The 25,538-nt window shown below is 66.7% G+C and carries 27 protein-coding genes and 3 pseudogenes; 15 read left to right on the plus strand and 15 right to left on the minus strand.

Going from position 1 to position 25,538, the window contains the following annotated elements; all coding sequences use genetic code 11:
- Positions 1-3 precede the first annotated feature (3 nt).
- On the plus strand, positions 4-741 hold the full coding sequence (locus J1902_RS15060; protein WP_207617127.1) for a dienelactone hydrolase family protein: 738 nt from the start codon (positions 4-6) through the stop codon (positions 739-741).
- A gap of 27 nt (positions 742-768) precedes the next feature.
- On the opposite strand, the gene J1902_RS15065 is transcribed toward J1902_RS15060, so the two are convergent.
- Genes J1902_RS15065 through J1902_RS15075 form a run of 3 tightly spaced genes read right to left on the minus strand, consistent with a single transcriptional unit; the run spans position 769 to position 3,166 of the window.
- A complete protein-coding gene (locus J1902_RS15065; protein WP_207617128.1) occupies positions 769-1,581 on the minus strand; it encodes a 5-oxoprolinase subunit C family protein in 813 nt (270 codons plus the stop codon).
- 48 nt (positions 1,582-1,629) lie between these two features.
- Positions 1,630-2,379, minus strand: a complete 750-nt coding sequence (locus tag J1902_RS15070; protein ID WP_207617129.1) for a LamB/YcsF family protein — start codon at positions 2,377-2,379, stop codon at positions 1,630-1,632.
- Entirely contained in the window at positions 2,369-3,166 is a 798-nt protein-coding gene (locus J1902_RS15075; RefSeq protein WP_207617130.1) for a hypothetical protein, read from the minus strand. The genes J1902_RS15070 and J1902_RS15075 overlap by 11 nt, the downstream gene beginning before the upstream one ends.
- Before the next feature lie 133 nt (positions 3,167-3,299).
- On the opposite strand from J1902_RS15075, the gene J1902_RS15080 reads away from it, so the two are divergent.
- From J1902_RS15080 to J1902_RS15105, 6 genes are all read left to right on the plus strand, one after another.
- The gene (locus tag J1902_RS15080) at positions 3,300-3,470 is read left to right on the plus strand and encodes a hypothetical protein (protein ID WP_207617131.1); all 171 of its coding nucleotides are present in this window, start codon (positions 3,300-3,302) and stop codon (positions 3,468-3,470) included.
- A gap of 21 nt (positions 3,471-3,491) precedes the next feature.
- Entirely contained in the window at positions 3,492-3,797 is a 306-nt protein-coding gene (locus J1902_RS15085; RefSeq protein ID WP_207617132.1) for a DUF1905 domain-containing protein, read from the plus strand.
- An 85-nt stretch (positions 3,798-3,882) separates the two neighbouring features.
- A complete protein-coding gene (locus J1902_RS15090; protein WP_207617133.1) occupies positions 3,883-4,332 on the plus strand; it encodes a UPF0158 family protein in 450 nt (149 codons plus the stop codon).
- A gap of 53 nt (positions 4,333-4,385) precedes the next feature.
- Positions 4,386-5,741 carry an MFS transporter gene (locus tag J1902_RS15095; protein ID WP_207617134.1) on the plus strand — a complete coding sequence of 452 codons (1,356 nt, stop codon included), beginning with the start codon at positions 4,386-4,388 and terminating at the stop codon, positions 5,739-5,741.
- A gap of 124 nt (positions 5,742-5,865) precedes the next feature.
- On the plus strand, positions 5,866-6,330 hold the full coding sequence (locus J1902_RS15100; protein WP_207617135.1) for a hypothetical protein: 465 nt from the start codon (positions 5,866-5,868) through the stop codon (positions 6,328-6,330).
- Between the two features lie 200 nt (positions 6,331-6,530).
- The gene (locus J1902_RS15105) at positions 6,531-6,941 is read left to right on the plus strand and encodes a DUF6855 family protein (RefSeq protein WP_207617136.1); all 411 of its coding nucleotides are present in this window, start codon (positions 6,531-6,533) and stop codon (positions 6,939-6,941) included.
- Positions 6,942-6,960: 19 nt separating this feature from the next.
- Here the strand turns inward: J1902_RS15105 and J1902_RS15110 are convergent, their stop codons facing one another.
- Positions 6,961-7,440 (minus strand): DUF2871 domain-containing protein, encoded by a 480-nt coding sequence (locus J1902_RS15110; RefSeq protein ID WP_207617137.1) that lies wholly within the window; start codon positions 7,438-7,440, stop codon positions 6,961-6,963.
- Between the two features lie 34 nt (positions 7,441-7,474).
- A complete protein-coding gene (locus J1902_RS15115; protein WP_207617138.1) occupies positions 7,475-8,482 on the minus strand; it encodes a LacI family DNA-binding transcriptional regulator in 1,008 nt (335 codons plus the stop codon).
- Between the two features lie 185 nt (positions 8,483-8,667).
- Here J1902_RS15115 and J1902_RS15120 point away from each other — a divergent pair, with 185 nt between their 5' ends.
- Positions 8,668-9,855: a Gfo/Idh/MocA family oxidoreductase gene (locus tag J1902_RS15120; RefSeq protein WP_207617139.1), complete on the plus strand. Its 1,188-nt coding sequence runs from the start codon at positions 8,668-8,670 to the stop codon at positions 9,853-9,855.
- On the plus strand, positions 9,852-10,640 hold the full coding sequence (locus J1902_RS15125) for a TIM barrel protein (protein ID WP_207617140.1): 789 nt from the start codon (positions 9,852-9,854) through the stop codon (positions 10,638-10,640). The genes J1902_RS15120 and J1902_RS15125 overlap by 4 nt, the downstream gene beginning before the upstream one ends.
- Before the next feature lie 77 nt (positions 10,641-10,717).
- Here J1902_RS15125 and J1902_RS15130 read toward each other — a convergent pair whose 3' ends face one another.
- On the minus strand, positions 10,718-11,596 hold the full coding sequence (locus J1902_RS15130) for an EamA family transporter (RefSeq protein ID WP_207617141.1): 879 nt from the start codon (positions 11,594-11,596) through the stop codon (positions 10,718-10,720).
- 68 nt (positions 11,597-11,664) lie between these two features.
- On the opposite strand from J1902_RS15130, the gene J1902_RS15135 reads away from it, so the two are divergent.
- Complete coding sequence (locus tag J1902_RS15135; RefSeq protein WP_242702062.1) at positions 11,665-12,534, plus strand: LysR family transcriptional regulator; 870 nt, start codon at positions 11,665-11,667, stop codon at positions 12,532-12,534.
- 39 nt (positions 12,535-12,573) lie between these two features.
- Here J1902_RS15135 and J1902_RS15140 read toward each other — a convergent pair whose 3' ends face one another.
- A complete protein-coding gene (locus J1902_RS15140) occupies positions 12,574-13,854 on the minus strand; it encodes a helix-turn-helix transcriptional regulator (protein ID WP_207617183.1) in 1,281 nt (426 codons plus the stop codon).
- Between J1902_RS15140 and J1902_RS19410 the strand changes: the two are divergent.
- The 4 genes and pseudogenes from J1902_RS19410 to J1902_RS15160 all read left to right on the plus strand — a co-directional run.
- Positions 13,853-14,785: pseudogene (locus J1902_RS19410) on the plus strand (SDR family oxidoreductase); the annotation flags it as partial. The gene J1902_RS15140 and the pseudogene J1902_RS19410 sit on opposite strands and share 2 nt — an antisense overlap.
- Before the next feature lie 140 nt (positions 14,786-14,925).
- The gene (locus tag J1902_RS19415; protein WP_242702064.1) at positions 14,926-15,483 is read left to right on the plus strand and encodes an NAD(P)/FAD-dependent oxidoreductase; all 558 of its coding nucleotides are present in this window, start codon (positions 14,926-14,928) and stop codon (positions 15,481-15,483) included.
- Positions 15,484-15,537: 54 nt separating this feature from the next.
- Positions 15,538-15,960, plus strand: a complete 423-nt coding sequence (locus J1902_RS15155) for a GlcG/HbpS family heme-binding protein (protein ID WP_207617143.1) — start codon at positions 15,538-15,540, stop codon at positions 15,958-15,960.
- Between the two features lie 18 nt (positions 15,961-15,978).
- Positions 15,979-16,134 carry a hypothetical protein gene (locus tag J1902_RS15160; RefSeq protein ID WP_207617144.1) on the plus strand — a complete coding sequence of 52 codons (156 nt, stop codon included), beginning with the start codon at positions 15,979-15,981 and terminating at the stop codon, positions 16,132-16,134.
- Between the two features lie 105 nt (positions 16,135-16,239).
- Here J1902_RS15160 and J1902_RS15165 read toward each other — a convergent pair whose 3' ends face one another.
- The 3 genes and pseudogenes from J1902_RS15165 to J1902_RS19420 all read right to left on the minus strand — a co-directional run.
- Positions 16,240-16,707 carry a CBU_0592 family membrane protein gene (locus tag J1902_RS15165; protein ID WP_207617145.1) on the minus strand — a complete coding sequence of 156 codons (468 nt, stop codon included), beginning with the start codon at positions 16,705-16,707 and terminating at the stop codon, positions 16,240-16,242.
- Positions 16,708-17,068: 361 nt separating this feature from the next.
- Positions 17,069-17,509, minus strand: coding sequence for a RidA family protein (locus J1902_RS15170; RefSeq protein WP_207617184.1), 441 nt, complete (start codon positions 17,507-17,509; stop codon positions 17,069-17,071).
- Positions 17,439-17,621: pseudogene (locus J1902_RS19420) on the minus strand (ABC transporter permease subunit); the annotation flags it as partial. The pseudogene J1902_RS19420 and the gene J1902_RS15170, both read right to left, overlap by 71 nt.
- Before the next feature lie 325 nt (positions 17,622-17,946).
- On the opposite strand from J1902_RS19420, the pseudogene J1902_RS19425 reads away from it, so the two are divergent.
- Positions 17,947-18,442 (plus strand): annotated as a pseudogene (locus J1902_RS19425) (Tn3 family transposase).
- A 358-nt stretch (positions 18,443-18,800) separates the two neighbouring features.
- Here J1902_RS19425 and J1902_RS15190 read toward each other — a convergent pair.
- The 5 genes from J1902_RS15190 to J1902_RS15210 all read right to left on the minus strand — a co-directional run bounded on the left by J1902_RS15190 (position 18,801) and on the right by J1902_RS15210 (position 25,490).
- Positions 18,801-19,349, minus strand: a complete 549-nt coding sequence (locus tag J1902_RS15190; RefSeq protein WP_207617148.1) for a hypothetical protein — start codon at positions 19,347-19,349, stop codon at positions 18,801-18,803.
- Positions 19,346-20,941: an AHH domain-containing protein gene (locus J1902_RS15195; RefSeq protein ID WP_207617149.1), complete on the minus strand. Its 1,596-nt coding sequence runs from the start codon at positions 20,939-20,941 to the stop codon at positions 19,346-19,348. Before J1902_RS15195 ends, J1902_RS15190 begins: the two co-directional genes overlap by 4 nt.
- Positions 20,942-21,320: 379 nt before the next feature.
- Positions 21,321-23,693, minus strand: a complete 2,373-nt coding sequence (locus J1902_RS15200; protein WP_207617150.1) for a glycoside hydrolase family 65 protein — start codon at positions 23,691-23,693, stop codon at positions 21,321-21,323.
- A 27-nt stretch (positions 23,694-23,720) separates the two neighbouring features.
- Positions 23,721-24,446, minus strand: a complete 726-nt coding sequence (locus J1902_RS15205) for an HAD family hydrolase (RefSeq protein WP_207617151.1) — start codon at positions 24,444-24,446, stop codon at positions 23,721-23,723.
- Positions 24,447-24,461: 15 nt separating this feature from the next.
- Positions 24,462-25,490, minus strand: coding sequence for a LacI family DNA-binding transcriptional regulator (locus J1902_RS15210; protein ID WP_207617152.1), 1,029 nt, complete (start codon positions 25,488-25,490; stop codon positions 24,462-24,464).
- Positions 25,491-25,538 lie beyond the last annotated feature (48 nt).

The following is a 25,538-nucleotide window of genomic DNA, read 5'->3' on the forward strand; positions in this document are numbered from 1 at the left end:
GCAATGGCATACATCGATCTGAGCGATGCGAGCGCCAAAGCCGGCGGCTCGCGCCAGCTGGGCGGGTATCTAGCCGAGCCTGAAGGCGACGGCCCTTTTCCGGCCGTCCTGATGATCCACGAAGCCTTCGGCGTGGACGATATCATGCGCCGCCATGCGGACCGGCTGGCCGCAGCCGGCTACCTGACGCTGGCCGTAGACCTCTACAGCGACGGCGGCGCCCGCCGCTGCCTTGTGAGCACTATGCGGGCCATGATCTCTGGTACCGGAAAGGCCTTCACTGATCTGGCCACCGCACGGACCTGGCTCAGCCATTCGGAACGCAGCACAGGCAAGACAGGTGTGATCGGCTTCTGCATGGGCGGCGGCTTTGCCCTGCTCGTGGCCAGGGACGGCTTTGATGCTGCGTCCGTGAACTACGGGCAACTCCCCAGGCACGTCGAGGAGTCTTTGCGCGGCGCCTGTCCCGTAGTGGCCAACTACGCCGGGAAGGACCACATGCTGCCGGGCGCGGCCGCCAGGCTGAAGTCCGCCCTCGACGGGCTTGGAATCGAGAATGACGTCAGGGAGTTTCCCACCTCCGGCCACGCCTTCATGAACGACGCTGAAGGGGGACCGAAACTGCTGCGTCCGCTGAACCGAATCATGGGCATCAAGCCGGACCCGGAGGCTTCCCCGGAGGCGTGGCAGCGGATCGAAGACCACTTCGGGAAATACCTCAAGAAATTTGGGGGCTCTTAGGGCAGGAGCTGTACATAAACCCCGGGGCTACCCCAGCAAGTGCACCGCCTGCCCGGGCCTCGCCTGTGCCAGGAGGTCCAGGTCTGCGTCCTGCACGACGGCGATCACGGGGTGGTTCCCCGTGGCCGGGTGGTCGGCGAGGCAGATGTGCGGAAGGCCCGACGGCGGGACCTGGACTGCGCCTGCAACCAGTCCTTGGGAGGCGGCTACTTGAGTCCGGGCCTGCGTCCGGTGCGGCGCCAGCGGCCGGCCCAGCAGCCGTGCGCCCACGCGGTCCGAGTCCGGCGACAGCGTCCACGGTTCGTTGGTGAGGCGGTGCCAGGAATCGGCATCGAATTCCCCGGCCTGCGGACCGGGATCCACACGGACCACGATGGGACGGCCGGGGTCCGGGGCACGCCGGGCCAGGTGGCTGTGGGGCTCGGCCACCGCCGGGTTGGCCACAACCGGGTTGGCCCCCGCCGGCCGCCCGAACGCCAGGGAATCCCCGGCGCGCAGCGGCTCCAGTCCAGGCTCGATGCCGCCCTGGACGGCCAGGTAGTAGCGGATTCCAAACAGGGCGGGCCCGAAGTCCAGGACCGATCCCGGTGCCACCCGGACGGGCTGGTTCAAGGGCACTTCAGCGCCATTGAGCTGCACCATGCCCTCGGCTCCCGTGACCGCAACGGCGGACGCCGTGACGAACCGCAGCCGCAGCCCGCCCAGAAGGACTTCAAGCCCTGGCGCAGTCCCGGGGTTGCCGAGCAGCGCATTGGCCAGGAGCAACGCCGCCCGGTCGAGGGCCCTGCCGGCGCCCAGCACCAGGGTCAGGGCGCCCGGGTCCATCACCACGGCACCCATCAGGCGGCGCCTATCGCACCGCCGCGCGGGTCACCGGTCACAGCGAACTCAGGCGAAGGCTTCAATCCCCACACCGGCTTCCTCGAGCCCGGCTCGGACGGCCGCAGCCATCTGCACGGCGCCGGGCGTGTCCCCGTGGATGCAGAGCGAATCCGCCCGGACCGGCAGCACCGTTCCGTCCACCGCGACGACCTCGCCCCGAGTCGCAAGGCGCACGGCCTGCGCAACCACGGCTCCGACGTCGTGCAGCACCGCACCTTCCTGCGTGCGCTGCACCAGCGTGCCGTCCGGCCGGTAGGCGCGGTCCACGAACGCTTCCCGGAACACCGGGTGGCCGGATTCCTCGGCAATACGCAGCAGCGCGGAGCCGGGAAGGCCCAGGACGGGCAGCCCGGGGTCGTAGGCGTGGACGGCGGCCACCAGGGCTTCGGCCTGCCCCTCGTCGTGCACGATCCTGTTGTAGAGGGCGCCGTGCGGCTTCACGTAGTCCACGGAGGCGCCCACCGCATGGGCCATGCCGTCCAGTGCGCCGAGCTGGTAGAGGACGTCGCCGAAGAGTTCGTCGAAGGACATGTCCATGGAGCGGCGGCCGAAGCCGTGCAGGTCCCGGTAGCCGACGTGGGCGCCCACGCGGACGTCGCGCTCGAAGGCGACGCGGCAGCTGTCCAGCATGGTCAGGGGGTCGCCCGCGTGGAAGCCGCAGGCCACGTTGGCGCTGCTTACGATGCGGAACATGGAGGCGTCGTCCCCCATCTTCCAGGAGCCCAGGGACTCCCCCAGATCAGCGTTAAGATCCATTGTTTCCGCCTTCCAGCGAGGGTTTGGGGGCGGCTGGCAACAGCTCGCCCGGGATGGTGTCCGGCATGGGGCCGAAGGCTTGTTTTGCGGTGGCCGCGACCGCGCGGCCCATGACCAGGTTGCCGGCGCCGCCCACCACCGCGCCCACCCCGAAGGGCAGCGCGCGGCCCAGGAACGCGGTGCCCTGCCGTTTGACCAGGCTCTTCAGGAAGGCCCGCTGGATGGCGTCGCGGACCAGACCGAAGCCGCCGCCCGGAAGTTTTTTGGTGAGGGTCTTGCCCCAGGCGTTGGACACTCCGGCGCCCCGGCCCAGCGACTGGCCGCTCAGCGCACCCAGCAGGGCGGTGCCTTCCTCGCCCAGCATAATGGCCATGACCATGGTCCGCGCCCGGTCCGGGTCCACCAGCCGGATGCCGTGCAGTTCGGCCAGGGACGCCGCGTAGAGGGCGGTAGCCTCGAGGAAGCCGATCGTCGCGACAGCGGACAGTCCCAGCGACGCGGCGGTACCGATCCCGGGAACGACGGCGGTGGCCCCGACGGCGGCACCCCCGCCGGTGACGGCGGCCAGGTAGTCACGCTCCAGTTTGGCGGCCAGCTGTGCGGCGGTGGCGTCCGGGTGCCTGCGCTGCAGGCGGCGCAGATTGGCCAGCACCAGCGGGCGTTGGACCTCGACGGCGCGCAGCAATACGGTGTGGACGCCCGGCTTGGGGTTCCCGTCCGCGTCAAAGACAGCGCTGTGGGCCGTCTCCTGGGCGATTTTCACCGCCGGGTTGGGGCGCTTGGCCATCGTCTCCCCCTGCCTTGGACGTCTGCGGATTGGCATGCTTTCCTTGGCCTAGCCTAGGCCACTGGCCGCCTTCCCGGCGTAGACTGGGGTGCATTCACGGGAGCAGTCCACCGAGGGACAGGAAGTATCCGGAATGAACAAGACCAGCGATTCAAACGACGTGCGCCACCACAGCGACGCCCCGGCCGAAGGCGAAACGGAGGGCTGGGTCTCGCATGACACCGGCCTCCACAGCCAGGATCCCGCCGAGGGCCCGGACATCGACGACGCCCCGGAAGCGGATGCGGGGCCCGAGGAGAGTTGACGGTTTTCTACCGTTGACGCCATGGCGCTGACGTATTCGTTCAAGGCCAGACTGTGGCACTATCCGGAAGAAGCCGGATGGTACTTCCTCACGCTTCCGGAGGAACTTGCAGCAGAGATCCGGGAGGACACGGCGCCATTTCGTCGCGGCTTCGGCTCCGTCAAGGTCACGGCCACCGTCTCCGGGCAGGGTTGGTCCACGTCGCTCTTCCCCGACAGTAAGAGCAGTTCCTATCTTCTGCCCGTCAAGAAGGCCATCCGGGTGGCAGCAGGCATCGATGTGGGCGACCAGGTGGACGTCCGCTTCGAGGTGGCCGGGGCTGCCTGACCGCTTCCGTGGGCAACATGTCCCTCCGGCAAACCGCACGTTTTTAGGCTGGGCCTTGACTGGCCATGCGATAGAAGGGAGCGCAATGCTGCCACTGGATGCTGTCGATCTGGAAGAACTGGCGATGGCGCTTGAGTACCAGGGTGACTACGACAGCTTCTCCTGGCTCGACCCCAAGACCGGAGAGATCGGATTCTGGTCCTCGGACGCTGCATACGGGGACGACGAGGCCGGGGCGGATCCTGACGAGCGGGGCGCCATCCGCATAGAACCGATGGAGTCCTGGGAGGGCTACCGCGACATGGAATCGTTCATCGCGGACGTCCAGGATGAGCGCGCCCGGGACCCGCTCCTGCGCGCGATTGCTGGCAAGGGCGCCTTCCGCCGGTTCAAGGACACGCTCTTCGAATTCCCTGATCTGCGTCAGCAATGGTTCGACTTCCACAACTCTGCCATGCGTCGCCGCGCCATCGAATGGCTCGTGAACGCTGGCGTGGTGGACGAGGACGAGGCCAAGCGGGCCCTCGCGGCGTAACACGGCAGAACGCGGCCATGTTCCCCGGCAGACCACACGTTTAGACTGAAGCAATGGCTGCTTTGAGAGCCCTCCGGCCCTTCGCCCACCGCGAATACCGCGTGCTGATCGCAGCGCTGGCCATCTCGATCTTCGGTTCCGGCATGTGGGCCGTGGCCATGGTCTACCAGGTGATCCACCTCGGCGGCTGGCCCCTTGAGCTGTCCCTCGTGGCCACCGCCGCGAGCGTCGGACTTGTCGCGTTTGTGCTCGCGGGCGGGATCGCCGCGGACCGGGTGCCGCAACGGCTGTTGATCATCGCCGTCGAAGGCACCAATCTGGCCGTCATCGGCGCCATCAGCCTGCTGGCCATGACGGGCGCATTGCAGCTCTGGCACCTCGCCGTGGGTGCGTTCGTCCTGGGCGTGGGTGCCGCGTTCTTCTTCCCCGCGTACTCCGCCATCCTGCCGCGCATCCTCCCCGCCGACGACCTCTTGGCAGCCAACGGCATGGAGGGCACCATGCGGCCCATCCTGCAGCAGGCTGCCGGTCCGGCCGTCGCCGGTGTGGCGGTGGCGGCGTTCTCGCCCGCGTGGGCGGTCACCGGGGTGTCGGCCTGCCACCTGCTGGCGTTCATCATCCTGAACTTCCTCGGAAGGCACGCGCTCGACGCTCCGCCGAACGGCGCCGTCGACGGCGGATCGTTGGGTGGCAGATCTTCCGGCGGCAAGCCCGCGAAGACCTCGTTCTTCCATGACCTGCGCGAAGGCGTTGTCTATACGGTCCGCACGCCCTGGCTGCTGTGGACGCTCATCTGGGCGTGCTTGTCCGTGCTGTTCCTGATCGGGCCCATCGAGGTCCTGATCCCGTTCGTCGTCAGGGACCAGCTGAGCGGCGACTCGCGCATGTTCGGTTTCCTGCTTGCCATCATGGGCGTCGGCGGGGCGTCGGCGTCCCTCGCGACCGCCTCGTTCAAGCTCCCCCGGCGGTACCTGACGGTGATGATCGCGTCCTGGGGCGTCGGCACCCTGCCGCTGGCCGCCGTCGGGATCATGGACAACTTCTGGGTGCTGGCCGCCGCGCTGTTCATTTTCGGCGCCACCGGCGGCGTGGGCATGGTCATCTGGGGCACGCTGCTCCAGCGCCGGGTGCCGCCGCATCTGCTGGGCAGGGTGTCGAGCCTGGACTTCTTCGTATCCCTGGCCCTCATGCCGGTGTCCATGGCGCTGTCCGGACCGGCCGCCGCCGTGGTGCCGATCTGGCTGATTTTCCTGGGCGCCGGGCTGGTGTGCCCCATCATGGCCGTGGTGGCGCTGCTCGCCGCGCGCATGATGCACGACGAGATCGAGAACCCGCTGGACACCGCACCGGGTCATGTTCCCAGCAGCAACCCCGAGGACGAGTCGGAGGTAGCCCGCTCCCGCGACTGATCCACCGTGACCTTGGTGCAGGGCGTCGCGTAGCGTAAGGGCAACCGCGCAGACGGGAGGGGCCAGCATGCGATGGATCAAGGGTCTTGGGAAGGCGCCATGGAGAAATCCGTGGCCACGCGACATGGCGATCCGGGTCAACGATCACCCGCAGCAGCTGCACATGCTCTTGTTTGTCCGCCACGCGTGGTCGATCGCCACCGAGGCCGACATCCCGGAGCTATGGCCCGTCCCGGACCCTGGAAATTCCAGGATGCCGGAGCCGCCCGGGGCCGCGGTGTGGGAGGCCCGCTGGAAAACCGCCTGGAAGCGGGCGTGGGACTGGTTCGACATCGAGGATCACAGCCAGCAAGAGCTGGTCACGCCGGCGTTCATCCGGGAAGCCACCAAGCCAGGGCAGGAGCTCAACCCCCTCATTCCACCGTTCTGGGCATCCGAATACGGAATGGACGGCCTGGACTACGCCGCGTTCAGCAAATGGGATTCCTCCCTGATCCCGGCCTTTCCCTCGCCCGCGGAGCGGCGTAGCCTTCAGGACCTGATCCCCGCGTGGGAGAGCGGCATGGACACCGTCATCGTCCTGCCCTAGGCCGGCTACTTCGCCAAGCACATCAGCCGCCGCCACCTCGTCGTTTCCGCGGTGACACGGAACGAGCCGGAGAGCTACAGCCGGGCCCTGCGGACCAGGATGTAAGCCTCGCCTCCGGCATGGGAGCAGGTGCAGATACTCCACCCCGCGCTGTGTAGCCTGAAGCCATCGCCGCACCCCTGCACGGAAGGACCTGCCACATGGCCGATGGAACCAAGGACGACCCCTGGATGCTGACCACGCCGCCGGGTTCCTCCGACTACACGATGTACAAGGACGAAGCCGCCGACCCTCCGGCACTCGTCTGCCAGGTGGGGTCCACCAAGCTGCTGTACCAACTCCGGGCCATCGAGGACCTGCACGCCTGGCTCACGGAGCAGGGCGACTGGGTCCCGCTCGGCGCCGCGGACGAGGGCAAGGATGCCGCCGAGGGCACCGTCGAAGCCTGGGGCCGCGACGCCGGCAATCCCGTGGGCGGCTGGTACGGCCTCCGCAAGGGCTACCGCGGCCGATTCGCCATGTACATGCCGCCGTTGCTGGAGGCGCTCGGCCTCGCCGAACTCACGCACGAGAAGCGGAACAACAGCATGCGGGCCATCGCCACGAAGTAGCCGCTGCGGTGGTGAAGCCTCAGGTGAGGTTCGACGACGGCACGCGGGCGCCGTCGTCGTCGGCCTTCGGGGTTCCTGCCTTAGCAGGGAGAGCCAGCACGGCCTTGCGCAGCGCCAGGAAAAGCAGCACCAAACCGGCTGTGAGCAGGATGTGGCCCATACCGGCGATGCCGGACAGCGCCTTGGACGAGGCATCCACCCCGGCCACCACCATGGACCCCTTCACGAGCATCATGCCGCCGGTGATGACCACTCCCGCGTTCCAGGTCCCGAAGAACCAGGCGCTCAGCTTCGGCGCCGCGGCGGAGATCCGGAAGAGCTGTTCGAGTGCCAGCACGATGAGCAGGACGATGAAGCCCAGGACCAGCCAGTGAGTGTGCACCAGGCCGAGCTGGGAGTCGCCGGAGAAGCTGTTGATCTTGGTGAATTCGCGGTAGTAGAGGCCGGAGAGCACCCCGGCGGCGGCGTAGCTGAAGGAAGCGTAGAGGAGTTTTTTCACCCTTCAAGTCTTCCGGCGCCGCCGCGGCCGGGCATCAACCGTTCGGTTGACTCTTGCTGCTGGGCGGCGCCGTGGTCTGGCGAAGGACAAGGTGCGGCGTTCCCACGAGGTGGGCCGGCGGGCCGGAGCCTTCCAGCCGGTCGATGGCGCGTTCGACGGCGGCGGCGGCCAGGAGGGGTGCGTCCTGGCTGATGGACGACAGCTGCACATAGCTGAGCCGCGCGAACTGGCTGTCGTCGTAACCCAGGACGGAGACATCCTCCGGGACCCGAAGCCCCACGGCACGGAGGCTCTCCATGACGCCGAGGGCGCACCTGTCATTGAAGGCGACGACGGCGGTTGGCCGCTTGTCCCTCAGCTGTTTCCCGGCTTCCATGCCGGCTTCTTCATATGGCCCGCCGGGAATATTCCAGGGTTCCAGCCCCCGCGCGAGCATCTCTTGCCGGAAGGCATCCCGCCGCTGGGCGGCCGAAACGGCATCCCCTCCGTCGACGTGGGCGATGCGTCGGTGCCCCAAGGAAGTGAGATGCTCGACGGCGATCCGGATGCCTGCGTGGTCGTCGCTGCTGACGGAATCGACGGACTCGCCCGCGTCGTCGCGCAGCAGGCTGACGACGGGGATCCGGGCCGCGTAGCCTGCCAGTTCCTGCTCGCCCAGCGTCGGGGAAATCAAGATCAGGGCCTCGCAGCCAAGATCGAGGAGGGCCTCGACGGCACGCGATTCGGGGCGGCCATTGGCCACTGCGCTGAGGGCAATTTCATAGCCGCGCACTTGGGCGGCGGCATAGGCGGCGTCCACGATTTCGGCATGGAAGGGCTGCGAGGTGGAGAAACTGACACCCAGCAGCCGTGTGCGGCTGCTGCGAAGGAGCCTGGCGCGGCTGTCCGGCCGGTAGCCGAGTGCTTGGGCTGCTTCCTGCACCCGGCGCCGGGTGGCGTCCGAGGCCCCTGGCGCGTCACGCATCACGATCGAGACCAAGGCCCTGGACACACCTGCGGCCTCGGCCACGTCCATCAACGTGGGGCGGCGCTTCCCGGTCATGGTCCTCCTCTGTCCCACACAGTCTATAGAACGATCCAGGCGGCCCTGCTGCCAACGGCGGGCCAGCGGTCGGCGAGCGGCCGCCGTCGCGCATTAATCTAACTAGATCGATCTAGACACCAGTCCGGCAAGCATGCAACCATGGATTCACTAGAACGATCTAGCCATCTGAATCGAGGAGCCCCATGACGTACCTCCAGCACCCGGCCAACGAAGACCGGCCCGTCCGCATTGCCGTGATCGGGGCCGGCTGGATCGGCAATTTCCACGCCGAGTCCATCGCACGCCGCCTCCCGCACGCACGCCTTGAAGCCATCGCCGATCCCGTCCTCCCAGCTTTGGAGTCCCTGGCCGGCCGGCTCGGCGTCAGCAAGATCAGCACCGACCCCGCCGATGTTCTGGCCGACCCGGACGTGGACGCCGTCCTCATCGCAGCCCCGCTGCGTTTCCACTCCGAGCTGATCGCGGCGGCCGCGAAGGCCGGCAAGGACGTCTTCTGCGAAAAGCCCGGCGGACGGACCATCGCGGAACTGGACGCCGCCATCGCAGCGGCAGACACTGCCGGTGTCGTGCTTCATTTCGGCTTCAACCGCCGCTACTCGGCCGACTTCGCAGCAGCCCGCAAGCTGATCGACGACGGCGCCGTGGGCGTACCGCAACTGCTCCGCTCCCTCACCCGCGACCCCGGAACCGAGGCCGGACTCAACAACCCGGAGCGTATCGCCCCGGGCACGATCTTCCTGGAGACCCTCATCCACGATTTCGACACCCTGAACTGGCTGAACCCGGGGGCCACCCCCGTGAAGGTCCACGCCGTGGCCGACGCCCTGGTGGCGCCCGAAGCCAAGGCCGGCGGGCTCCTGGACACGGCCGTGGTGACCGTCACTTACAGCAACGGCGCCATCGCCGTGGCCGAAGCCAACTTCAATGCCCTCTACGGCTACGACGTCCGCGGCGAGGTGTTCGGCTCCGCCGGAATGGTAACGGCAGGCGGCCCGCAGGCAAGCAACGCGACCAGCTACACGGCAGCAGGCATCGGCTCGGACACCGTGCGGCTGAACGTGGACCTCTTCCACGACGCCTACACCGCAGAACTCGCGCACTTTGCCGACGCCGTGAAGATGCGCCGAAGCGGCACTGCCGCGGACATTACGACGGCGGCAAACGCGCCGGCCGCTGCCGGCGGAACCGACGCCCGCAACGCCCTGGCCGTGGCTCTGGCGGCCTTCACCTCGGCCGAAACCGGGCTGCCCGTTGAGGTGTCGGACGTTGCCGAACTGCGCGCCGCCGAAGCCGCGCCCCGGACCACAGGGCTCGAACTCGCAGCACAGCTCCAGACCGCACAGCTCCAGACCGCAGGGCTGGGAGCATGAACTTCCGGCTGGCCGTCTGCGCCGAGATGGTCTACGGCGAGCTGCCGTTGCTCGACCGTGTCCGGCGGATCCACGAGCAGGGATTCGAGGTGGAACTCTGGGATACCCGCGGCCGCGACATTTCAGCTCTGGCAGCCACGGGTGCCCGGTTCTCGTCGATGACCGGCTACTTCGGCGGCAGCGTGATCGACCCCGCCAATGCCCATGAGGTCCTGGCCTCGGCGGAGAAGCTGATCCCCACGGCCCTTGAGCTGGGCGTCGAGCGCATGGTGGTCCACCCTGCGGAACTCGGCGAGGGCGGCGTCGCCGTCCGGCCAGCGCAACGCGCCACCGGCGAGATGTGGCTGACCGGCCTGCGCACGCTGGAACGGCTGGCCGAACTGGGCGAAAGGCACGGCATCACCTTCGCCTTGGAGAACCTGAACACCATCCTCGACCACCCGGGCATCCCCCTGGCCCGGGCCAAAGACACTCTTGCACTCGTCCAGGCCGTCAACCACCCCAACGTGAAGATGATGCTGGATCTCTACCACGCCCAAATCGGCGAGGGGAACCTGATCGAGCTGGTGCGGGCGGCCCAGCCGTGGACCGGGGAAATCCAGGTGGCCGACGTCCCCGGCCGCTGCGAACCGGGAACCGGCGAGATCAATTACCGTGCCGTCGCCAAGGCCCTCAACGAGGCCGGCTACTCCGGGGTGATCGGCTTGGAGGCCGGCGCCATTGGCGGCCAGGGCATCGAAGCTGGCGACGCCGCGCTGGCGGCCTTCCGGGCAGCGTTTTCATAGCCCAACTGAGTCGCAGCAGGTGTCGTTCTGAGCCCTCAGAACGACACCTGCTGCGACTTACTTGGGTTGGCGTCACCTCAGGCATGGCGCGGCCGCAGCAACAGCGCGCCCGCGTTGGCAGCCACGATCAGCGCAATCCCGGCCCACTGCCCCACTCCGAGTTCTTGGTGCAGGACCATGGCGCCTATGATCGCCGCGAACACGGGGTTGATGCTCATCAGGACGCCAAACAGGTTGGCGGGAACCCGGCGGAGCGCGATCAGGTCGGCCACATACGGCAACACGGACGCGAGGAGCCCCGCCCCCACCGCGCACAGGACAGCGAACCCGTCCACGGGCTGGCTCAGGAAGATCACGACGGCGACCGGCAGGAACAGGGTGGCTGACACTCCGGTTGCGGCTGCTGTCCCTTGGATCCCCTGGATGCGCTGGCCGACGGTCCGGTTCAGCAGGATGTAGGAAGCCCAGCTGCATGCGGCCACTAGTCCAAGGCCGATTCCGACGAAGTCCATGGACGCGTCCGGCTGGGTAATCGCCACAACACCGACGCCGGCGGTCACCGCACAGAGCGCGCTGGCTTTCCGGCGCGAACTGATCAATGCCACAGCCAACGGGCCGAGGAATTCGAGGGTCACCGCCAAGCCGAGGCCGATCCGTTGAATCGAGGCGTACAGGCCAAGATTCATGGTCCCGAAGGCCAGGGCCAGCAGCAGCACGGGCCACCATTGCCGCCAACTGAGGTCGCGCAGCCGCGGACGGACGATCGGCAGGAGCACCGCGGCCGCTACGAGCTGGCGCACGGCGACGACCCCCACAGGCCCCATCACAGGGAAGGCAAGGGAGCCACTGGCCGCTCCCAGCTGGCTGGAGAGTGCACTCGCGAGCAGCGTGGCCGCCCCGCCCGCCTTCCGCGACGGCAACCCTCCGGACCCGATTACTGCGCTGCTCTCGCTCATGAGGGAATTCTGCGCCCGAAGCGTACATCCACTAAATGCATGGACGGCCCTATTTATACGCTGCGCGCATGAATAGGATGGGCTCCATGGACGTCGAATTGAGGCAGCTGCGGTGCTTGCTGGCAGTAGTGGAGGAGGGCACCTTCACCGATGCCGCCATTGACCTTCAAATCTCCCAGGCAGCCGTGTCGCGAAACATCGCCGCCTTGGAACAAGGGCTCGGCGTGAGGCTCGTGGAACGCACCACCCGGAGCGTGGGCCTCACCCCCAGCGGCGAGCGCGTGCTGGCCAAGGCGCGGCGCATCCTCGCGCTCCTTGGCGATCTGGAACGGGAGGCCCGCGCCGGCACCGGAAAAGTCCGGATCGGCTACGCGTGGTCCGCCCTGGGCGAGCACACCACCGAGTTCCAGCGACGCTGGGCCACCACGTTCCCCACCACCGAACTGCAACTCATCCGCTCCAACAGCCCGACGGCGGGACTCGCCGACGGGACCACAGACTTCGCCATCCTTCGGCGCCTGCCTGAAGCGGCCGCCGTCGAGCACGTCCGCATCGGCGCCGAAAAGCGCTACTGCGCCATGTCCTCGGACGATCCCCTGGCGCCCAGGCGCTCGGTGACGCTCGCGCAGATCGCCGAGCGGCCGGTGGCGATGGATCTCCGCACGGGCAGTACCACCCTTGAGCTCTGGCCCGAGCATGGGCGCCCCCCGGAAGTGATCGCCATCCACGACGTCGACGACTGGCTGACGGTGATCGGCAGCGGTGCGGCGCGCGGCATTACTGGCGGTTCGACGGCGCATCAATATCGACGGCGGGGCGTCGTCTACCGTCCGGTGCGTGACGCGCCGCCCGTCCCCGTCTACGCGGCGTGGTCGAAGAAGGACCCACCGCGGAACCGGGAGGAGGTTGTTGGGTTGATGGCGGGGTTATACGAGTGACGACCTTAAAACGCGTTGTCCATCGCACGGTCTTGTCCCCTACCGGATCCCGGCACTGTGCGCTAGCGCGATCGCCTCGGTCCGGGAACGCACATCGAGTTTCCGGAAAAGATTCCGGATGTGGAACTTCACGGTGTTTTCGCTGATGTGCAGGGCAGAGGCGATCGACCGGTTCCGCTGGCCCGCCGTGAGGAGCTGGAGGACCTCCAGCTCACGGGAGGCGAGACCCCAGGCTGCAACATCTCCCGTGGGGACGGCCGGCGGATCGAGTGGGAGGACAACTGAAATGTCGGCTCCCCAGCCGGGCATGACATCCACGGACATCCTCCCGTCCACCGCCTGCACGCGCTGCTGCAGCCTCGCGATGTTCGGAGCATCAGCCGAGAGCTCACCCCGCCCGTCGTCGCGGACGTTGATCAGCAGGTTCTCGCCGTCGCAATCCCATTGTGCCCGCACGCGGCGAACATCCGGCTGCTCGGCGATCGCCAGCACAAGCCCGCGAACAACAGCGCGGGCCGCGTGCGCAACCTCGCCGGGCAGCGCACGGCCGTTGGCGGGCGGCTCGATGACTTGAATGTCGATGTTACTGAAGTGCATCAAAGGCCGCAGGCCCTCGCGAAGCCGCCCGAACGCCGTCGTCACCGGTTCCTCGACCAGGTCGCTGGTGCGGTCACTGAGCGTGCGCAGGTCCACGAGCGCCTTGACGGCGAGGTCGGTCACGGAGGCGCGCGCCGCGGCGTCGTCCATTGACGCTGACCGCAGGGCGGCGAGCAGCGTTTCGAGCGTGGTGGAGTGCTGGTCGATCAGCTCCGCCGTTACGCGGATCCGCTCAGCGGATGCCGCCCGGGACTCCAAAAGGTACGACGGCGGCGCATCAGACACCTTCTCCTGGATCCGTCGTGCGGTTAATCGCCAGAGATAGTTCAGGAGGCGGTACGCCTCGCGTCCGTCCATGGATCCCCCGACGGGCGCGGGGTCGGTCAGCACGAGAAGGGCCTGGCTGAGCGGGTAGCTGATAGCCAGCACCTCGCGCTCCTGCCCGGCAATGACGGCCTTGGTCCGCCAAGGTTCTTTGCTGGAAGATTCCCCACTTGGCAGTGCGGAGCGCAAGCGGTCGAGTTCGGTGATGGAGACCCGGCTGACGATGCCTTCCTCGCCGGCCTTCTTCTGCGGCCGGCCCGTGCAGTCCTCGGTGAAGATGACCAGGGCACTGCTCTTGTAGAAGGGGAGGCTCGCGTTCCGGAGGGAGTCGGCGATCCGGTTGAGCGGTGCGGCAAGCTCGGTGTTCGACGTCAACGTCCTGGGCATCATGAACGTCATGGCGGCCGCAGCGCGCTCCATGCCGGAAGGATCCGCGATCGTGAACTTCGCCTCCGTGGACGGCTACCACGTTTCCCCCGGCCAGCTGGTCTATGGGGCTTCCAAGGCCGCCGTCATCATGATCACCAAGGCCACGGCCCTGGAATTGGCCGACCGGAAGATCCGCGTCAACGCCATCGCCCCCGGCTGGGTGGACACCCCCGGCAACCGCGCCACCGGCCGCATGGAAGCCGCTGCGGCCGCCATTCCGGTGGGCCGCGTGGCCCAGCCCGAGGAAATCGCTAAATGGGCCTGGCTCCTCACGGGCAGTGACACCGCTGGTTTCACGACCGGCGAAACCGTCACCCTCTCCGGCGCCGGCGCTGCCGGCATCTCAGCACTCCAGCAACTCCGCCAGGCCGGCCATGACGTCGACTGCTTCGAAAAGAGCGGCCGAGTCGGAGGCCACTGGCACACGGACTACGAGGCGCTGCACCTCATTACGTCCCGCGATATGACCCACTTCGAAGACTTCCCGATGCCCGCCCACTACCCGCATTTCCCCCGCCGGGACCAGGTCCGCGACTACATCGAGTCCTACGCCCGCAAGCACGGCCACTACGACATCATCCAGTTCAACACCGAGGTCCTCTCAGTCGCCCCGGTTCCCACCGATGGTGCTACTGGTTCGGCCGGTTGGACCGTCACCACCTCGCGCGGTTCGGAAGTTTACGACGGCGTCATCGTCGCCAACGGCCACCTGTGGGACAAGAAGGTCCCCCAGTTCCCGGGCGAATTCACCGGCAAGCAGCTCCACTCCAGCGAGTACACCAACGTCAAGGACATCGAGGGCAAGCGCGTCCTGGTGGTCGGCAACGGCAACTCCGGCTGCGACCTCGCCGTGGACGTCGCCCAGCACCGCTTCGAAGCAGACATCGTGATCCGTGACGGCGTCTACTTCCAGCCCAAAAGCTACTTCGGCAAGCCCCGCCAGGAGGTCGAGTTCCTCGCCGGCTTCCGGCCCGACGAACAGGACCTCATCAACAGGCTCCTGGCCCGTGTCTCCTCGGCGAGTAGAACAACTACCCGGGCATGCCCGAACCCAAGCACCACACCCTCGCCGAGGGCAGCACCGTGGTCAACGACCTCCTGCTCTACTGGGTCCACCACGGCCGCGTCGGTATCGTCCCGGGCATCGAGCGCTTCGAAGGCAAGACCGTCCACTTCACCGACGGCTCAGCCCGCGAGTACGACACCATCCTCTGGGCTACGGGCTTCCACTCGAGCCTGCCGTTCCTTGACAGCAAACTCGTTCCGCGCAGGGCCGAGGCACCCATCCGCTACGGCGCAGGGATCCTGCCCGAGGGCCTGGAAAAGCTCTACTACGTGGGCATGATCGCCCCCCGCGGCCCGCAGATTCCCGTCTACGGCATGCAGGCCAAGATCGTCGCGAAGATGATCGCCCTTCACAACCGCGCAGGCGACAACGGAGGAAACATCGGCGCCTACGTCTCCGGGCTGCAGGAGTCCGAGGACCGGATCGACATCGTGCGCGACACCTGGCTCGAGCAGATGAAGGACACCGAACGCCTCTTGTCCGCCTTCGAAGCCGCCCAAGCTGCCGCCGTTCCGGCGACGTCGAACGCCTAAGCCGCGAACCGCCGTCGTACATCTTTCAATCCAAACCAAAAGGAAAACCAAGCAATGACTGACATCACCCTTGAGCAGGCCGAACGCGTTTTGGCTACAGCCCTGGCTGACGCGACTGCGCGGGGACTGGCCATGAACGTGGCAGTCGTCGACGCCGGAGCGAACCTTAAGGCGTTCGCCCGCCAGGATGGCGCGTGGCTGGGCAGTGTCGACATCTCCATCAAGAAAGCCCGCACGGCGCGCTACTTCGATATGCCCACCGGCGACATCGGATCCCTGTCCCAGCCCGGCGGACCGCTGTTCGGCATCGAGGTATCCAACGACGGCCTGATCTCCTTCCCCGGCGGCCTGCCGCTGACCATCGACGGGGTCATCGTGGGCGCCATCGGCGTCAGTGGCAGCACCGTGGAAGACGACCATGCGGTGGCATCCGCTGGCGCTGAGGCGCTTGCCCTGACCGTCGGAGCCTCGGCCTGACCCCATAGGAATCCCATCATGAAATCCAGAACAGCCCTGGTGGACCGCAAAACCACTCGGAGCAGGGAAAACCGTCCCCAGCTGGTCGGTTCCCTCGCAGCCGTCAACGCCGAGTCAATGGGCCCGGACTGCGACGATCAGTGCCCCTACTGCCAGGGTCCGGAAACCGACTAGCATCAGCGGATGCACGTATCAGGGCCGCGACGCCGCCCACCACTCCCGGCTCGTCCTGCCGTTCACCAAAGTGGCGGAAGGCCGGGCGGACTGAACCCTCGTAGTTCACACCGCGTCTGCGGGGAAGCTCGTTGCGGGCTTTCCCGCAGTGCCGTTTAAGGGGCCGGAGTCCTCAGCGTGCCCGTCGCGGAAACTGGCCTGGCACTCGGCCCTGCGGCCATCGACGTCGCCATGAACGGCAGCGGTAATCGCCTCAACAACAGCGAGTTGGCCGGTAGTGTCGGGGACGCCGGGAAATTGAACCTGTGGAGCATCAACGGCCGCTACCGGCGGTTGGCTCGCCGAACGCATGCGAAGAAGCGCGACGGCGGAAATGAGGAACCAAGCGATATTCGTGACCACGGAGGGCCATGCTTCGTGGACCGCGCCATTGACAATGAAGGCACAAGCGCCAATGAGGTTTGCCGTCTGGAAGCGCCTGCCCGCCTTCAGCCAACCCATGGAGACAGCCAGGTATGCAGTCAGGATCAGAACTGCGCCTGCCCATCCGGCGATTTCCCACAGCATTTCCATGGTGTCCTTTCAAAAAGTGTGCCCGCCTGGCTAGCTGCCGTGCGGGGTGGTGGATGTCTTCAGGAGCTTACTTGCAGCCGGGGCAGTTGCCGAACGGAGCAGGCAACGCCGGATAAGGCGTTTGCTCAGGCCCGTCCGTCGCGCTGGGCCGGGTATCCCGGTCCGCAGGCTCGGGCGATCTGCATGGCGGGACTCCTTCATTGGCGCTCGTCCCACGATTCTTACAGAATTGAACGTCTCATTCAACAGATGAACGTCTAATGACCGCGAGTATCCTTGGCCCAGACCTCATCCACAGCGCGAAGCTGACGGGTATTTGTGGTCGTTCCTCCGAACGACCACAAATACCAGCTACAGCGGTCTACGGGATAACCGCGACCACGTCGATCTCCACCAGGAAGTCGCCCAGGAAAGAGCCCACGGTGGTTCGTGCCGGATAGGGAGCAACGACGTACTTCTCGTAGATGGCGTTGAAGCCGTCGAAGTCCCGCCCGGGGTGGTGCAGGTGCACCGTTGCCTTGACCACGTGGGAGAAGTCCAGGCCGTGGGCGTTGAGGACCTCACCCAGGTTGTTCATGGCCTGGATGGTCTGTTCCTCGATGGTGATCCCCACGGTCTCCCCGGTGACGGGGTGGTGCGGTGTCTGTCCCGCAGTGTAAAAGAATCCGTTGGCGGCGATGGCCTGGGAGTAGGGACCTGCCGGGCTGGGGGCGAGCTCGGTGCTGACTTGCTGACGTGACGATGAGCAGCGGGATGGTCTGGTAGTTGTTCGCGTAGATGATCTGGGCCGAGTAGAGCAGATCGGAGATGGCCAGCACGCTGACCAGCGAGGTGCCCTTGAGCATCGAGATGACCTGGTTGCCGGTGGGCGGCAGCACGACGCGCATGGCCTGGGGCAGGATGACCCTGTTCATGAGCCCTCAGAAACGGTTTTGGCTCTGGCTGCGCCTGACCACCACGGACTTCGCGCCCAAATAGCCGTCCCTCAGCCCAACTAGGTAGCAGCAGATGTCGTTCTGAGGCTTTGTCATGTCTCAGGACCTCGTGGACACTTCCTGTCTCAGGACTGTGTGGACAGTTCTTGTCTCATGACTTCGTGGACAGTTCCTTGTTCGGTGTTTTCCGGCGGCCGGTGAGGGGCGGGTATTTTGTTCGTTTCCTGCGGGCGCCGGCGGGGTCGGCTGCAACGCCTGAGGGTCTGCCGTTTCCGATGTAGCGGGTGCCTTTCACTGGTCGTGGGTGCGTGATGATCTCGGTGCCGCGGGCGTCGAAGCATCCGGCAGGCAGAACGCGCTGGCCGCGGCGCTGAAGGAGTACGGGGCGCTGCGCCGCACGATCTACGCCGCCCGCTACCTGGCCGACCCGGCCTACCGGCGCAAGCTCACGGCAACTGAACAAGGGAGAGTCGCTGCACGCCCTGAAACGGGATCTGCTCTACGCCCACGAAGGCACCATCCGGGCCCGGCACCTCGAACAACAAACCGAACAAGCCTGGTGCCGCACACTCGTCACGAACGCCGTGGTGACCTGGACAACGGAATACTACGGCCTGGCAGTGGAATCGATGCGCCGGACCGGGCGGCGCATCGATGAAGAGGTGTTGGCCCACATCTCCCCGGCACATAGCGAGAACATCAACTTCTTCGGAGCCATCGACGTCGACATCGAAGGCGAACTGGCCCAACTCGGCCCCACCGGCTACCGGCCGCTACGGGTACGCGACACCCTCTTCTGACCCCGGACAACGGTGGTTAGGACCACCACCGGCCGACCATATCCGCCCGATTTTTCCCAGGCACTACGGCAACCCCGTATAGGTGTAGGTCTGCGCGTACGCAGCCACACCGCCCAGGCCCGGGATGCTGGTGGCCGTCGAGACCGGGACCGTGGCGCAGTTCTTCGCCGACGGTGTCCACACGGCGGCCAGCCGTGAGGCATGGTCGTAGCTGTAGCACTGGTAGTCGGCGGCCGTGGCAGGCCGGGGGAGAACCCGACTTCGCGTGCGGTGAGCTGGGACTAAACGCTCTGGTCCTGGCCCGAACTGGGGCAGTCCCTGCGGCAATGTAGCATCAGCCTGCTACGGCTGATGCTTCTCATGTGACTAGTTTGAAGTCCGTTCCGGAGGCGTAGCCGGTTTCTTGGATGCTCATGGTAAGGGCTTTACTCAGGTAGAGCTTGCCTTGGAGATAATTTGCGAGCTTAAAGGCGCCAAGTCCTTTGAGCCGGTCACCGTGGAAGACGGTTTTTTCGATGTTCATGATTTTTCCAGAGCCGAATCGGACTATGGTCGACTCTTCCTCGTTCAATGCGTCAATGGCCCGAAGCGGGTTGAACAACGCAAGATCCGCTTCGGCGCAGCGTAGTGGCAAAAGTTCACCATACGGCTTTAGGAGGTCACCTACTGATTGGATTGCCTCGTCTCGAAGTACCAGTAGACCACTAGCCAACCATGGCAGAAATGCCGGAGCGAACTGTTGACCCTCGTCGCTTTTTAGAAGGTACATTTCAGGCGCTTGCCAGTTCTCCGCTGGACTTCCCGAGAGTGAACGGAAGAGACGGTGGTTGGTGCTGTCCAAAGGCAACACCCATTCATATCCGTCTGAAGCCGTTGTCGTGTACACAGGATGAGAAGCTTCGGTCACGGGAAGCCGCCGGATAGCAATCGGGAGCGAACATAATCGAGCGCATCAATTACCTCATCGGTCGATGAGGCACCCTGCAACAGGTCATTCACTTGTTCATAGTAGTCCTTCGTGTGGATGCGAGAGTGTACAGCAGCGCCCGTAGGATTCGATGACTTTGAACTTCGCGGTAGGAAGACGCCATTCACGGCGTCATCAATGCCAATACCAAATGTGGACAACACGTCTCTGCCAGATGCGGCTCGTTTCGCGTTCCAGGCCACGATGTGGTGCGCCGCGGTCTCCGCTGGTCGAGACGTTCCGGCCGCCCCCATGTTCTGTCCCAGAATGGTGGAGTGGGCCGCCGCAGCAGTCGAGAGACCTTCCTTGCCGAGTGTGCGGGTGGCCTCCTCACTAGCGGCGTGCATGATGGCGTTCTGGGCTGCGAGGGCTGGTCCTGGGTCCGCGTCGCCCGGGTTGTTGCTTGATTGTGCGCCTTGACGTGAGGCTGGCGAGCTGAAGACCGAGGGCCCTGGCGAGGCAGCCTGGTATCCGGTGTTTGCTCCTGCAGACCAGACTGAACTACTCGGGTAGGAGACGAAGATGTCGCCGGGCACATGCACGGCCGGGAATTCCGAGGCCGGGACCGGCACCGAGGATCCTCCACCTGACCCGCCCGGGTTCGAGCTGCGGGTATCCACAAGACGTGGGGCATCATCGATTCTGGGCATGCTGAACTGAGGCGGATTAATTATCCAGCCCGCTATCAGCAGCACTCCAGCGGCGACGACGGCCGCACCGAGGATCGGAATTGCAAAGAGACCCGCCTTTGGTGACGCGCCGTTGGAGGCTTTGGCGTTGTGCCGGGACGGTGATGGCCGGGTCCGGCCTGGCTGGTGCCGGTGTTTCGGTGTCGCGTCCCAGGCTTCTTGCGGGGTCCGGCCCCCGGGCAGGGCCTGGTGTTCGCGTTCGGTGTTGTAGTAGCGGTCGAAGGTGTCGACCTGGGCTTGCAGGAGGGCCATCGACGCGGCCGGGGGCTGCTTCCGCAGGTACTGGTGCAGGGTGCTGTGGAAGCGTTCGTTCTTGCCCTGGGCGGTGGGTTTGCCCGGTCTGCCGGTGATCGGTTCCACACCATGGGCCTTGAGGAACTCAACGAGCGCCCCGGTGCGTCCGCGGCGGCTCGGGTTCAGTGCGGCGCCGTTGTCGGAGAGGAATTTCTCCGGCACGCCGTGGCGTTCGAGGGCCAAGGTCACGATGGCGATCGCGGCCTCGCTCGTTTCGCCGGTGGCGACCAGGGAGGCCAGGGCAAGGCGGGAGTGGTCATCGAGGAGTTGGAAGATCACGACTTTCTTTCCGTTGGCGAGCGGCCATTCGGTGGCGTCGATTTGCCAGCAGGCGTTTGGCTGCGGGTAGACGAACCGCTGGTAGGCGCTGCGGGGCTTCTTCCGCGGTTCCGGGATGACGACACCGGCCCGGGTGAAAATCCTGGCCACCGTCGCCCGGGACGGCGGGGCGAAGCCTTGCCGGGACAGCTTCGCGATCACCGACAACGGACCGTAGTCATGCCCGTCGGTTTCCAACGCGGCCCGGGTGCTCAGCAGGAGTTCGACCATTGCCGGCGCCGTCGCTCCCGGGCTGGTCGACGGGACCGGGCGCTTCGTTTCCAAGGCACCAGCGGTCCCACGCATTGAGCCGCTGCCCGGACTTTGTAGAACCAGGCCCGCGAGACCCCATGTTCCTCGCAGAACGCGCTCACAGCACCACGCGGGGCATCGGCCGGCCACGTAGCCACGGCATGACGGACAGAGATCTTCGGGGCGGGTTTGCTCATGAACCATGAGCAAACCCGCCCCGAGTGTCTACAAGGTCCTGAGACACACTGTCCACGAAGTCATGAGACATAAGTGTCTATTAAGTCGTGAGACTCCACAGTCGTTCTGAGGCTTCAAAACGACATCTGCTGCGACCCAGTTGCGCGGGGGAAGCGCGGGGTTACGGGCGCACTATGGGCAGCCCCGCCGTCGGGAAGACGCTCGGGAACACCGACGGCGGCGGCACGGGGACCGCCTCCAGCGGCACCGTCACGCCGCCCGGCGTGACCACGACGCGCTGGCCGCGCACGCTCACCTCCAGCGGGCCGGTCTCCAGCGGGCCGCCGTCGAACGCTGCTCCCTCGACCAGCGTGAGGCTGATGGCGCCGGGCGCGAGGTCCACGGCCAGCAGCCGGCCGCGGATCGTGAGCCGGAAGGACAGGCCGTCCCACTCCGCAGGCAGCCGCGGGTCGAAATGGAGCAGCTCCCCCTGGTCCCGCATGCCGGCGAAACCGGACACGAGGGAGCTCCAGATCCCGCCGGTGGAGGCGATGTGCACGCCGTCGATCGTGTTGCCGTGCAAGTTGTCCAGGTCAATGAACAGCGCCTCGGTGAAGTGTTTGAGCGCGATGTCGGAATAGCCCACCTCGGCGGCCATGATCCCCTGCACGCAGGCGGACAGGGTGGAGTCGCCGGTGGTGATGGGGTCATAGAAGTCGAAGGCGCGCTGCTTTTCCTCGGCCGTGAAGTCCTGCCACTGCAGGAACATGGCCAGCACGGTGTCGGCCTGTTTGAGGACCTGGTGCCGGTAGATCACCAGCGGGTGGAAGTTCAGCAGGAGCGGGTACTTGGACCGCGGCGTGGACCAGTCCCACGGCTCCAGGGTCATGAAGTCGTTGTCCTGGCCGTGGACTTTCATGTGCGGGTCGTAGGGCAGGGACATGCGTTCGGCGGCCTGCCGCCACAGGAGCCGCTCGGTGTCAGTGATTCCGGGGTGGTCCAGAGCTGCGGCGGCGCGCAGGTTAAAGCGGGCCATGACATTGGTGTAGAGGTTGTCGTTGACCACGGCCGTGTACTCGTCCGGGCCGGTGACGCCGTGGATGTGGAAGAGGCCGTCCTTGCCGAAGAAGCCGAGGGACGCCCACATGCGCGCCGTCTCGATCAGCAGGTCGGCGCCCATCTCGGAGCGGAAGCCGGCGTCGCCGGTGGCCCATTCGTAGCGCCTGGCCGCGAAGGCGATGGCCGCTGCAATGTGGAACTGGGCCGTGCCCGCGGCGTAGTAGGCGCTGGCCTCGAGGCCGTTGATGGTGCGCCACGGGAACAGGGCGCCGTCCACGCTCAGTTCCTTGGCCCGGACGCGGGCTTCCGGCAGCATGGCGTGCCGGGACTCCAGGACCTTCCTGGCCCCGCCGGGGTTGGTGTACGTGAGGTAGGGCAGCAGGTAGATTTCCTGGTCCCAGAAGTAGTGCCCCTCGTAGCCGGAACCGGACACGCCCTTGGCGGGGATGCCCGCGACGCCGGCACGCGCGGTGGCCTGGGCCAGCTGGAACAGACTCCAGCGCACGGCCTGCTGGAGCTCGGGCTGCCCGCCCACCAGGATGTCCGCCGTGGTCCAGTACTGCCCGTAGTGGGCTGCGCTTTGGGCAATAACCGTCCCGACGGCTACCAGGGCAAGTTCGGCCTCGGCGGCCAAGGACTCCCCGCGCCCGGGATCCGCATCCGGGCCGGCCACAGCGTAGCTGACGGACTTCTCCAGCCGGAATGTCTCGCCGCCGTCCACTGCCAGGACGTAGCGGACGGTGGACTCGTCCTCCCCCACCACTGTCTCGAAGGGCTGCTGATCGGCGGAGATCCAGTGGTCCACGGCCATGGCGATGCGCTGCCGGGATTCCGCGGTTTCCCAGGCCAGGCGCAGCGAACCGTCGGAACCGTGCAGGTGCAGCGGCAGCAGGACGCGGCCGGCGTGCCTGCCGGCACGGCGCGGGTCGTGGGCCGACTGGTCCTCCACAGGCTGGTCCTGCCGGTTCACGACGGCGGAGGTGATGTCCGCGGACACCTCGCGGTCCGCCGTCAGGGACAGCTCGATGCCGAGGCAGCCGCGGGAGTCGAAGCCGACGGCCCGGCGTTCCACCGTGGTGACCGTCGCGCCGGAGCGGCAGGCCCACGTAACTGCGCATTCGTACACGCCCGTGGCGAAGTCCACGCTGCGGCGGTAGTCCTGCACCGCCGACTCGGCGAGGGACAGCTGCTCCCCGTCGATGCTGATGGTGAAGTTGTTGGCGTCCGGAACGTACACGATCCGCTGGCCCGTCCGGGCGAAGCCGTAGGCGTTCTCGGCGTGCTTGATGTCCCAGGTTTCATGGAAGCCGTTGATGAAGGTACCGGGCAGTTCGGCGTCCCCGTGGCTCGGGTGGGCGCCGCGGATGCCAAGGTGGCCGTTGCCGAGCGCGAAAAGGGTCTCCAGGGTGCCGGCGTCGCCGGGGACGTGGATGCTTTCCACGAGCTTCCAGGGCTCGCAGGGGAAGCGCAGCCGGTCGGAACTGATGAGTGCCATGGGTGGGGTGCTCCTTGGAAGGCCCGGTCAGAGGAGGTCGTTGAGGTCGTCGACGACGAACGTTGCGCCGGCGTCGAGCAGTGTCTGGTGGCCCGCGCCGCGGTCCACGCCGATCACCGCCCGGAAGTGCCCGGCGCTGCCGGCCTGCACGCCGGACACCGCATCCTCGACGACGATGCAGTCTTCCGCCGGGACGTCCAGCAGCCCGGCCGCGTAGTCGAACGTGGCGGGGTCCGGCTTGCCCGGGAGCCCGGCGTCGGCGGCCACCTGGCCGTCCACCACCACCGGGAAGTAGCCGTCCAGTCCGGCCGCCTTCAGCACCGCCGGGGCGTTGCGGGAGGAGGAGACGACGGCGAGCTTCAGGCCCTGCGCGAGGGCGGCGTCGATGAAGCGGACGGAGCCGGCATACGGCACCACCCCGTGGGATTCCACGATCTCGTTGAAGATCAGGTTCTTCCGGTTGCCCAGCCCCTGCACGGTGGGGTGGGCGGGGTCGTCGTCCGCCGGGCCCTCCGGCAGGGTGATGCCGCGCGAGGCCAGGAAGTCGCGGACGCCGTCGAAGCGCGGCTTGCCGTCGATGTAGTCGAAGTAGTCGCTCTCCTGGTAGTCCTGCGTGTGGCCGGTCTCGGCGAGGTAGCCGTCAAAGAGTTCCTGCCAGGCCTGTTCGTGCACGACGGCGGTGGGCGTCAGCACGCCGTCGAGGTCGAACAGCAGCGCGGCGGCGCCGGTCCAGGAAGTGCGGAGTTCAGTCATGATGCGGTGGTCCGATCAGCGCTTGCGGCGCGTGGTTTTGCGTTCGATGAGTTTGGTGTCCAGCAGGTGGTTGGCGGCCTGGTGGGGGGCCCCCGGATTCTGCAGGCGTTCGCACAGCAGGTTGGCGGCGAAGGCGCCCTGGTCCGCCACGGGCTGCGCCACGGTGCTCAGGCCCAGGAACCAGCTCATAGGGTGGTCGTCGATGCCGATGATGGAGACGTTCTTGGGCGCCGAGAGGCCGTGTTCGCGCAGTGCCATGAGCGCACCGAACGCGGCTTCGTCGCACTCCGCGAAGATGGCGCTAGGCACGCTGCGGTGGGCAATGAGTTCAGTCATGGCCCGGCGACCGCCGTCGATGCTGGAGTCCGCGCTGATGACCAGGTCCGGATGCACCGTGAGGTGGTGCTCGGCCAGGGCCCGGCCGAAGCCCTTGAGCCGGTCGCCCGAGGTGAGCACGGAATTCCCGCGCGTCTCGCGCCCTGCCAGCACGGCCAGGTCCCAGTGGCCCAGCCCCAGCAAGTGGGAGGTTGCCGCCCAGGCCGCGTGTTCGTCGTCGATCCCCACGTTGTCCCAGGGCACCTTGCTCATCCCGACGCTGGCCACGGCCAGACCGGAGGCCAGCAGGTCCGCGATCTCATCGTCGCTGAGCTCCACGTTCAGCAGGAGCACGCCGTCCACCCGCTGCGCCAGGCCGCTGAGGTCGCCCAGCACCTTGCGGCGCACGCTGGCCTTATTGCGGAGGCTGATCAAGACGGTGTCGTAGCCGCTGTCCGCGAACACTTCCTCCGCCGCTTCCACGGCCTGGGCAAAGAACCATGCCGTGGCCGTAGGGGCGATGATGGCGATGGACCCGGTGCTGCCGCCGGCCAGGCGGGACGCTGCCGAGGATGCCTTGTAGCCGAGTTTGGCTGCGGCGTCGGCCACCTGGCGCTGCGCCTTTTCCGAGACATTCGGCAGATTCCGCAGCGCCCGGGACACGGTACAGATGGACAATCCGGACAGGACAGCGACGTCCTGGATGGTGGCGCGGTGAGCCCTAACCATGCAACACGGCCTCAACCCTTTCTCTGCTGGATTCACGGTTGGATTCAC

Source organism: Arthrobacter cavernae (assembly GCF_017368795.1).
Taxonomy (GTDB): Bacteria; Actinomycetota; Actinomycetes; order Actinomycetales; family Micrococcaceae; genus Arthrobacter; species Arthrobacter cavernae.

What these genes read in the sequence shown, in the direction of transcription:
- J1902_RS15060 (WP_207617127.1), top strand. Translation starts at nt 4, where the DNA reads ATGGCATACATCGATCTGAGCGATGCGAGCGCCAAAGCCGGCGGCTCG.
- J1902_RS15065 (WP_207617128.1), bottom strand. Translation starts at nt 1,581, where the DNA reads ATGGGTGCCGTGGTGATGGACCCGGGCGCCCTGACCCTGGTGCTGGGC.
- J1902_RS15070 (WP_207617129.1), bottom strand. Translation starts at nt 2,379, where the DNA reads ATGGATCTTAACGCTGATCTGGGGGAGTCCCTGGGCTCCTGGAAGATG.
- J1902_RS15075 (WP_207617130.1), bottom strand. Translation starts at nt 3,166, where the DNA reads ATGGCCAAGCGCCCCAACCCGGCGGTGAAAATCGCCCAGGAGACGGCC.
- J1902_RS15080 (WP_207617131.1), top strand. Translation starts at nt 3,300, where the DNA reads ATGAACAAGACCAGCGATTCAAACGACGTGCGCCACCACAGCGACGCC.
- J1902_RS15085 (WP_207617132.1), top strand. Translation starts at nt 3,492, where the DNA reads ATGGCGCTGACGTATTCGTTCAAGGCCAGACTGTGGCACTATCCGGAA.
- J1902_RS15090 (WP_207617133.1), top strand. Translation starts at nt 3,883, where the DNA reads ATGCTGCCACTGGATGCTGTCGATCTGGAAGAACTGGCGATGGCGCTT.
- J1902_RS15095 (WP_207617134.1), top strand. Translation starts at nt 4,386, where the DNA reads ATGGCTGCTTTGAGAGCCCTCCGGCCCTTCGCCCACCGCGAATACCGC.
- J1902_RS15100 (WP_207617135.1), top strand. Translation starts at nt 5,866, where the DNA reads ATGGCGATCCGGGTCAACGATCACCCGCAGCAGCTGCACATGCTCTTG.
- J1902_RS15105 (WP_207617136.1), top strand. Translation starts at nt 6,531, where the DNA reads ATGGCCGATGGAACCAAGGACGACCCCTGGATGCTGACCACGCCGCCG.
- J1902_RS15115 (WP_207617138.1), bottom strand. Translation starts at nt 8,482, where the DNA reads ATGACCGGGAAGCGCCGCCCCACGTTGATGGACGTGGCCGAGGCCGCA.
- J1902_RS15120 (WP_207617139.1), top strand. Translation starts at nt 8,668, where the DNA reads ATGACGTACCTCCAGCACCCGGCCAACGAAGACCGGCCCGTCCGCATT.
- J1902_RS15125 (WP_207617140.1), top strand. Translation starts at nt 9,852, where the DNA reads ATGAACTTCCGGCTGGCCGTCTGCGCCGAGATGGTCTACGGCGAGCTG.
- J1902_RS15130 (WP_207617141.1), bottom strand. Translation starts at nt 11,596, where the DNA reads ATGAGCGAGAGCAGCGCAGTAATCGGGTCCGGAGGGTTGCCGTCGCGG.
- J1902_RS15135 (WP_242702062.1), top strand. Translation starts at nt 11,665, where the DNA reads ATGAATAGGATGGGCTCCATGGACGTCGAATTGAGGCAGCTGCGGTGC.
- J1902_RS15140 (WP_207617183.1), bottom strand. Translation starts at nt 13,854, where the DNA reads ATGACGTTCATGATGCCCAGGACGTTGACGTCGAACACCGAGCTTGCC.
- J1902_RS19415 (WP_242702064.1), top strand. Translation starts at nt 14,926, where the DNA reads ATGCCCGAACCCAAGCACCACACCCTCGCCGAGGGCAGCACCGTGGTC.
- J1902_RS15155 (WP_207617143.1), top strand. Translation starts at nt 15,538, where the DNA reads ATGACTGACATCACCCTTGAGCAGGCCGAACGCGTTTTGGCTACAGCC.
- J1902_RS15160 (WP_207617144.1), top strand. Translation starts at nt 15,979, where the DNA reads ATGAAATCCAGAACAGCCCTGGTGGACCGCAAAACCACTCGGAGCAGG.
- J1902_RS15165 (WP_207617145.1), bottom strand. Translation starts at nt 16,707, where the DNA reads ATGGAAATGCTGTGGGAAATCGCCGGATGGGCAGGCGCAGTTCTGATC.
- J1902_RS15195 (WP_207617149.1), bottom strand. Translation starts at nt 20,941, where the DNA reads ATGGTCGAACTCCTGCTGAGCACCCGGGCCGCGTTGGAAACCGACGGG.
- J1902_RS15200 (WP_207617150.1), bottom strand. Translation starts at nt 23,693, where the DNA reads ATGGCACTCATCAGTTCCGACCGGCTGCGCTTCCCCTGCGAGCCCTGG.
- J1902_RS15205 (WP_207617151.1), bottom strand. Translation starts at nt 24,446, where the DNA reads ATGACTGAACTCCGCACTTCCTGGACCGGCGCCGCCGCGCTGCTGTTC.
- J1902_RS15210 (WP_207617152.1), bottom strand. Translation starts at nt 25,490, where the DNA reads ATGGTTAGGGCTCACCGCGCCACCATCCAGGACGTCGCTGTCCTGTCC.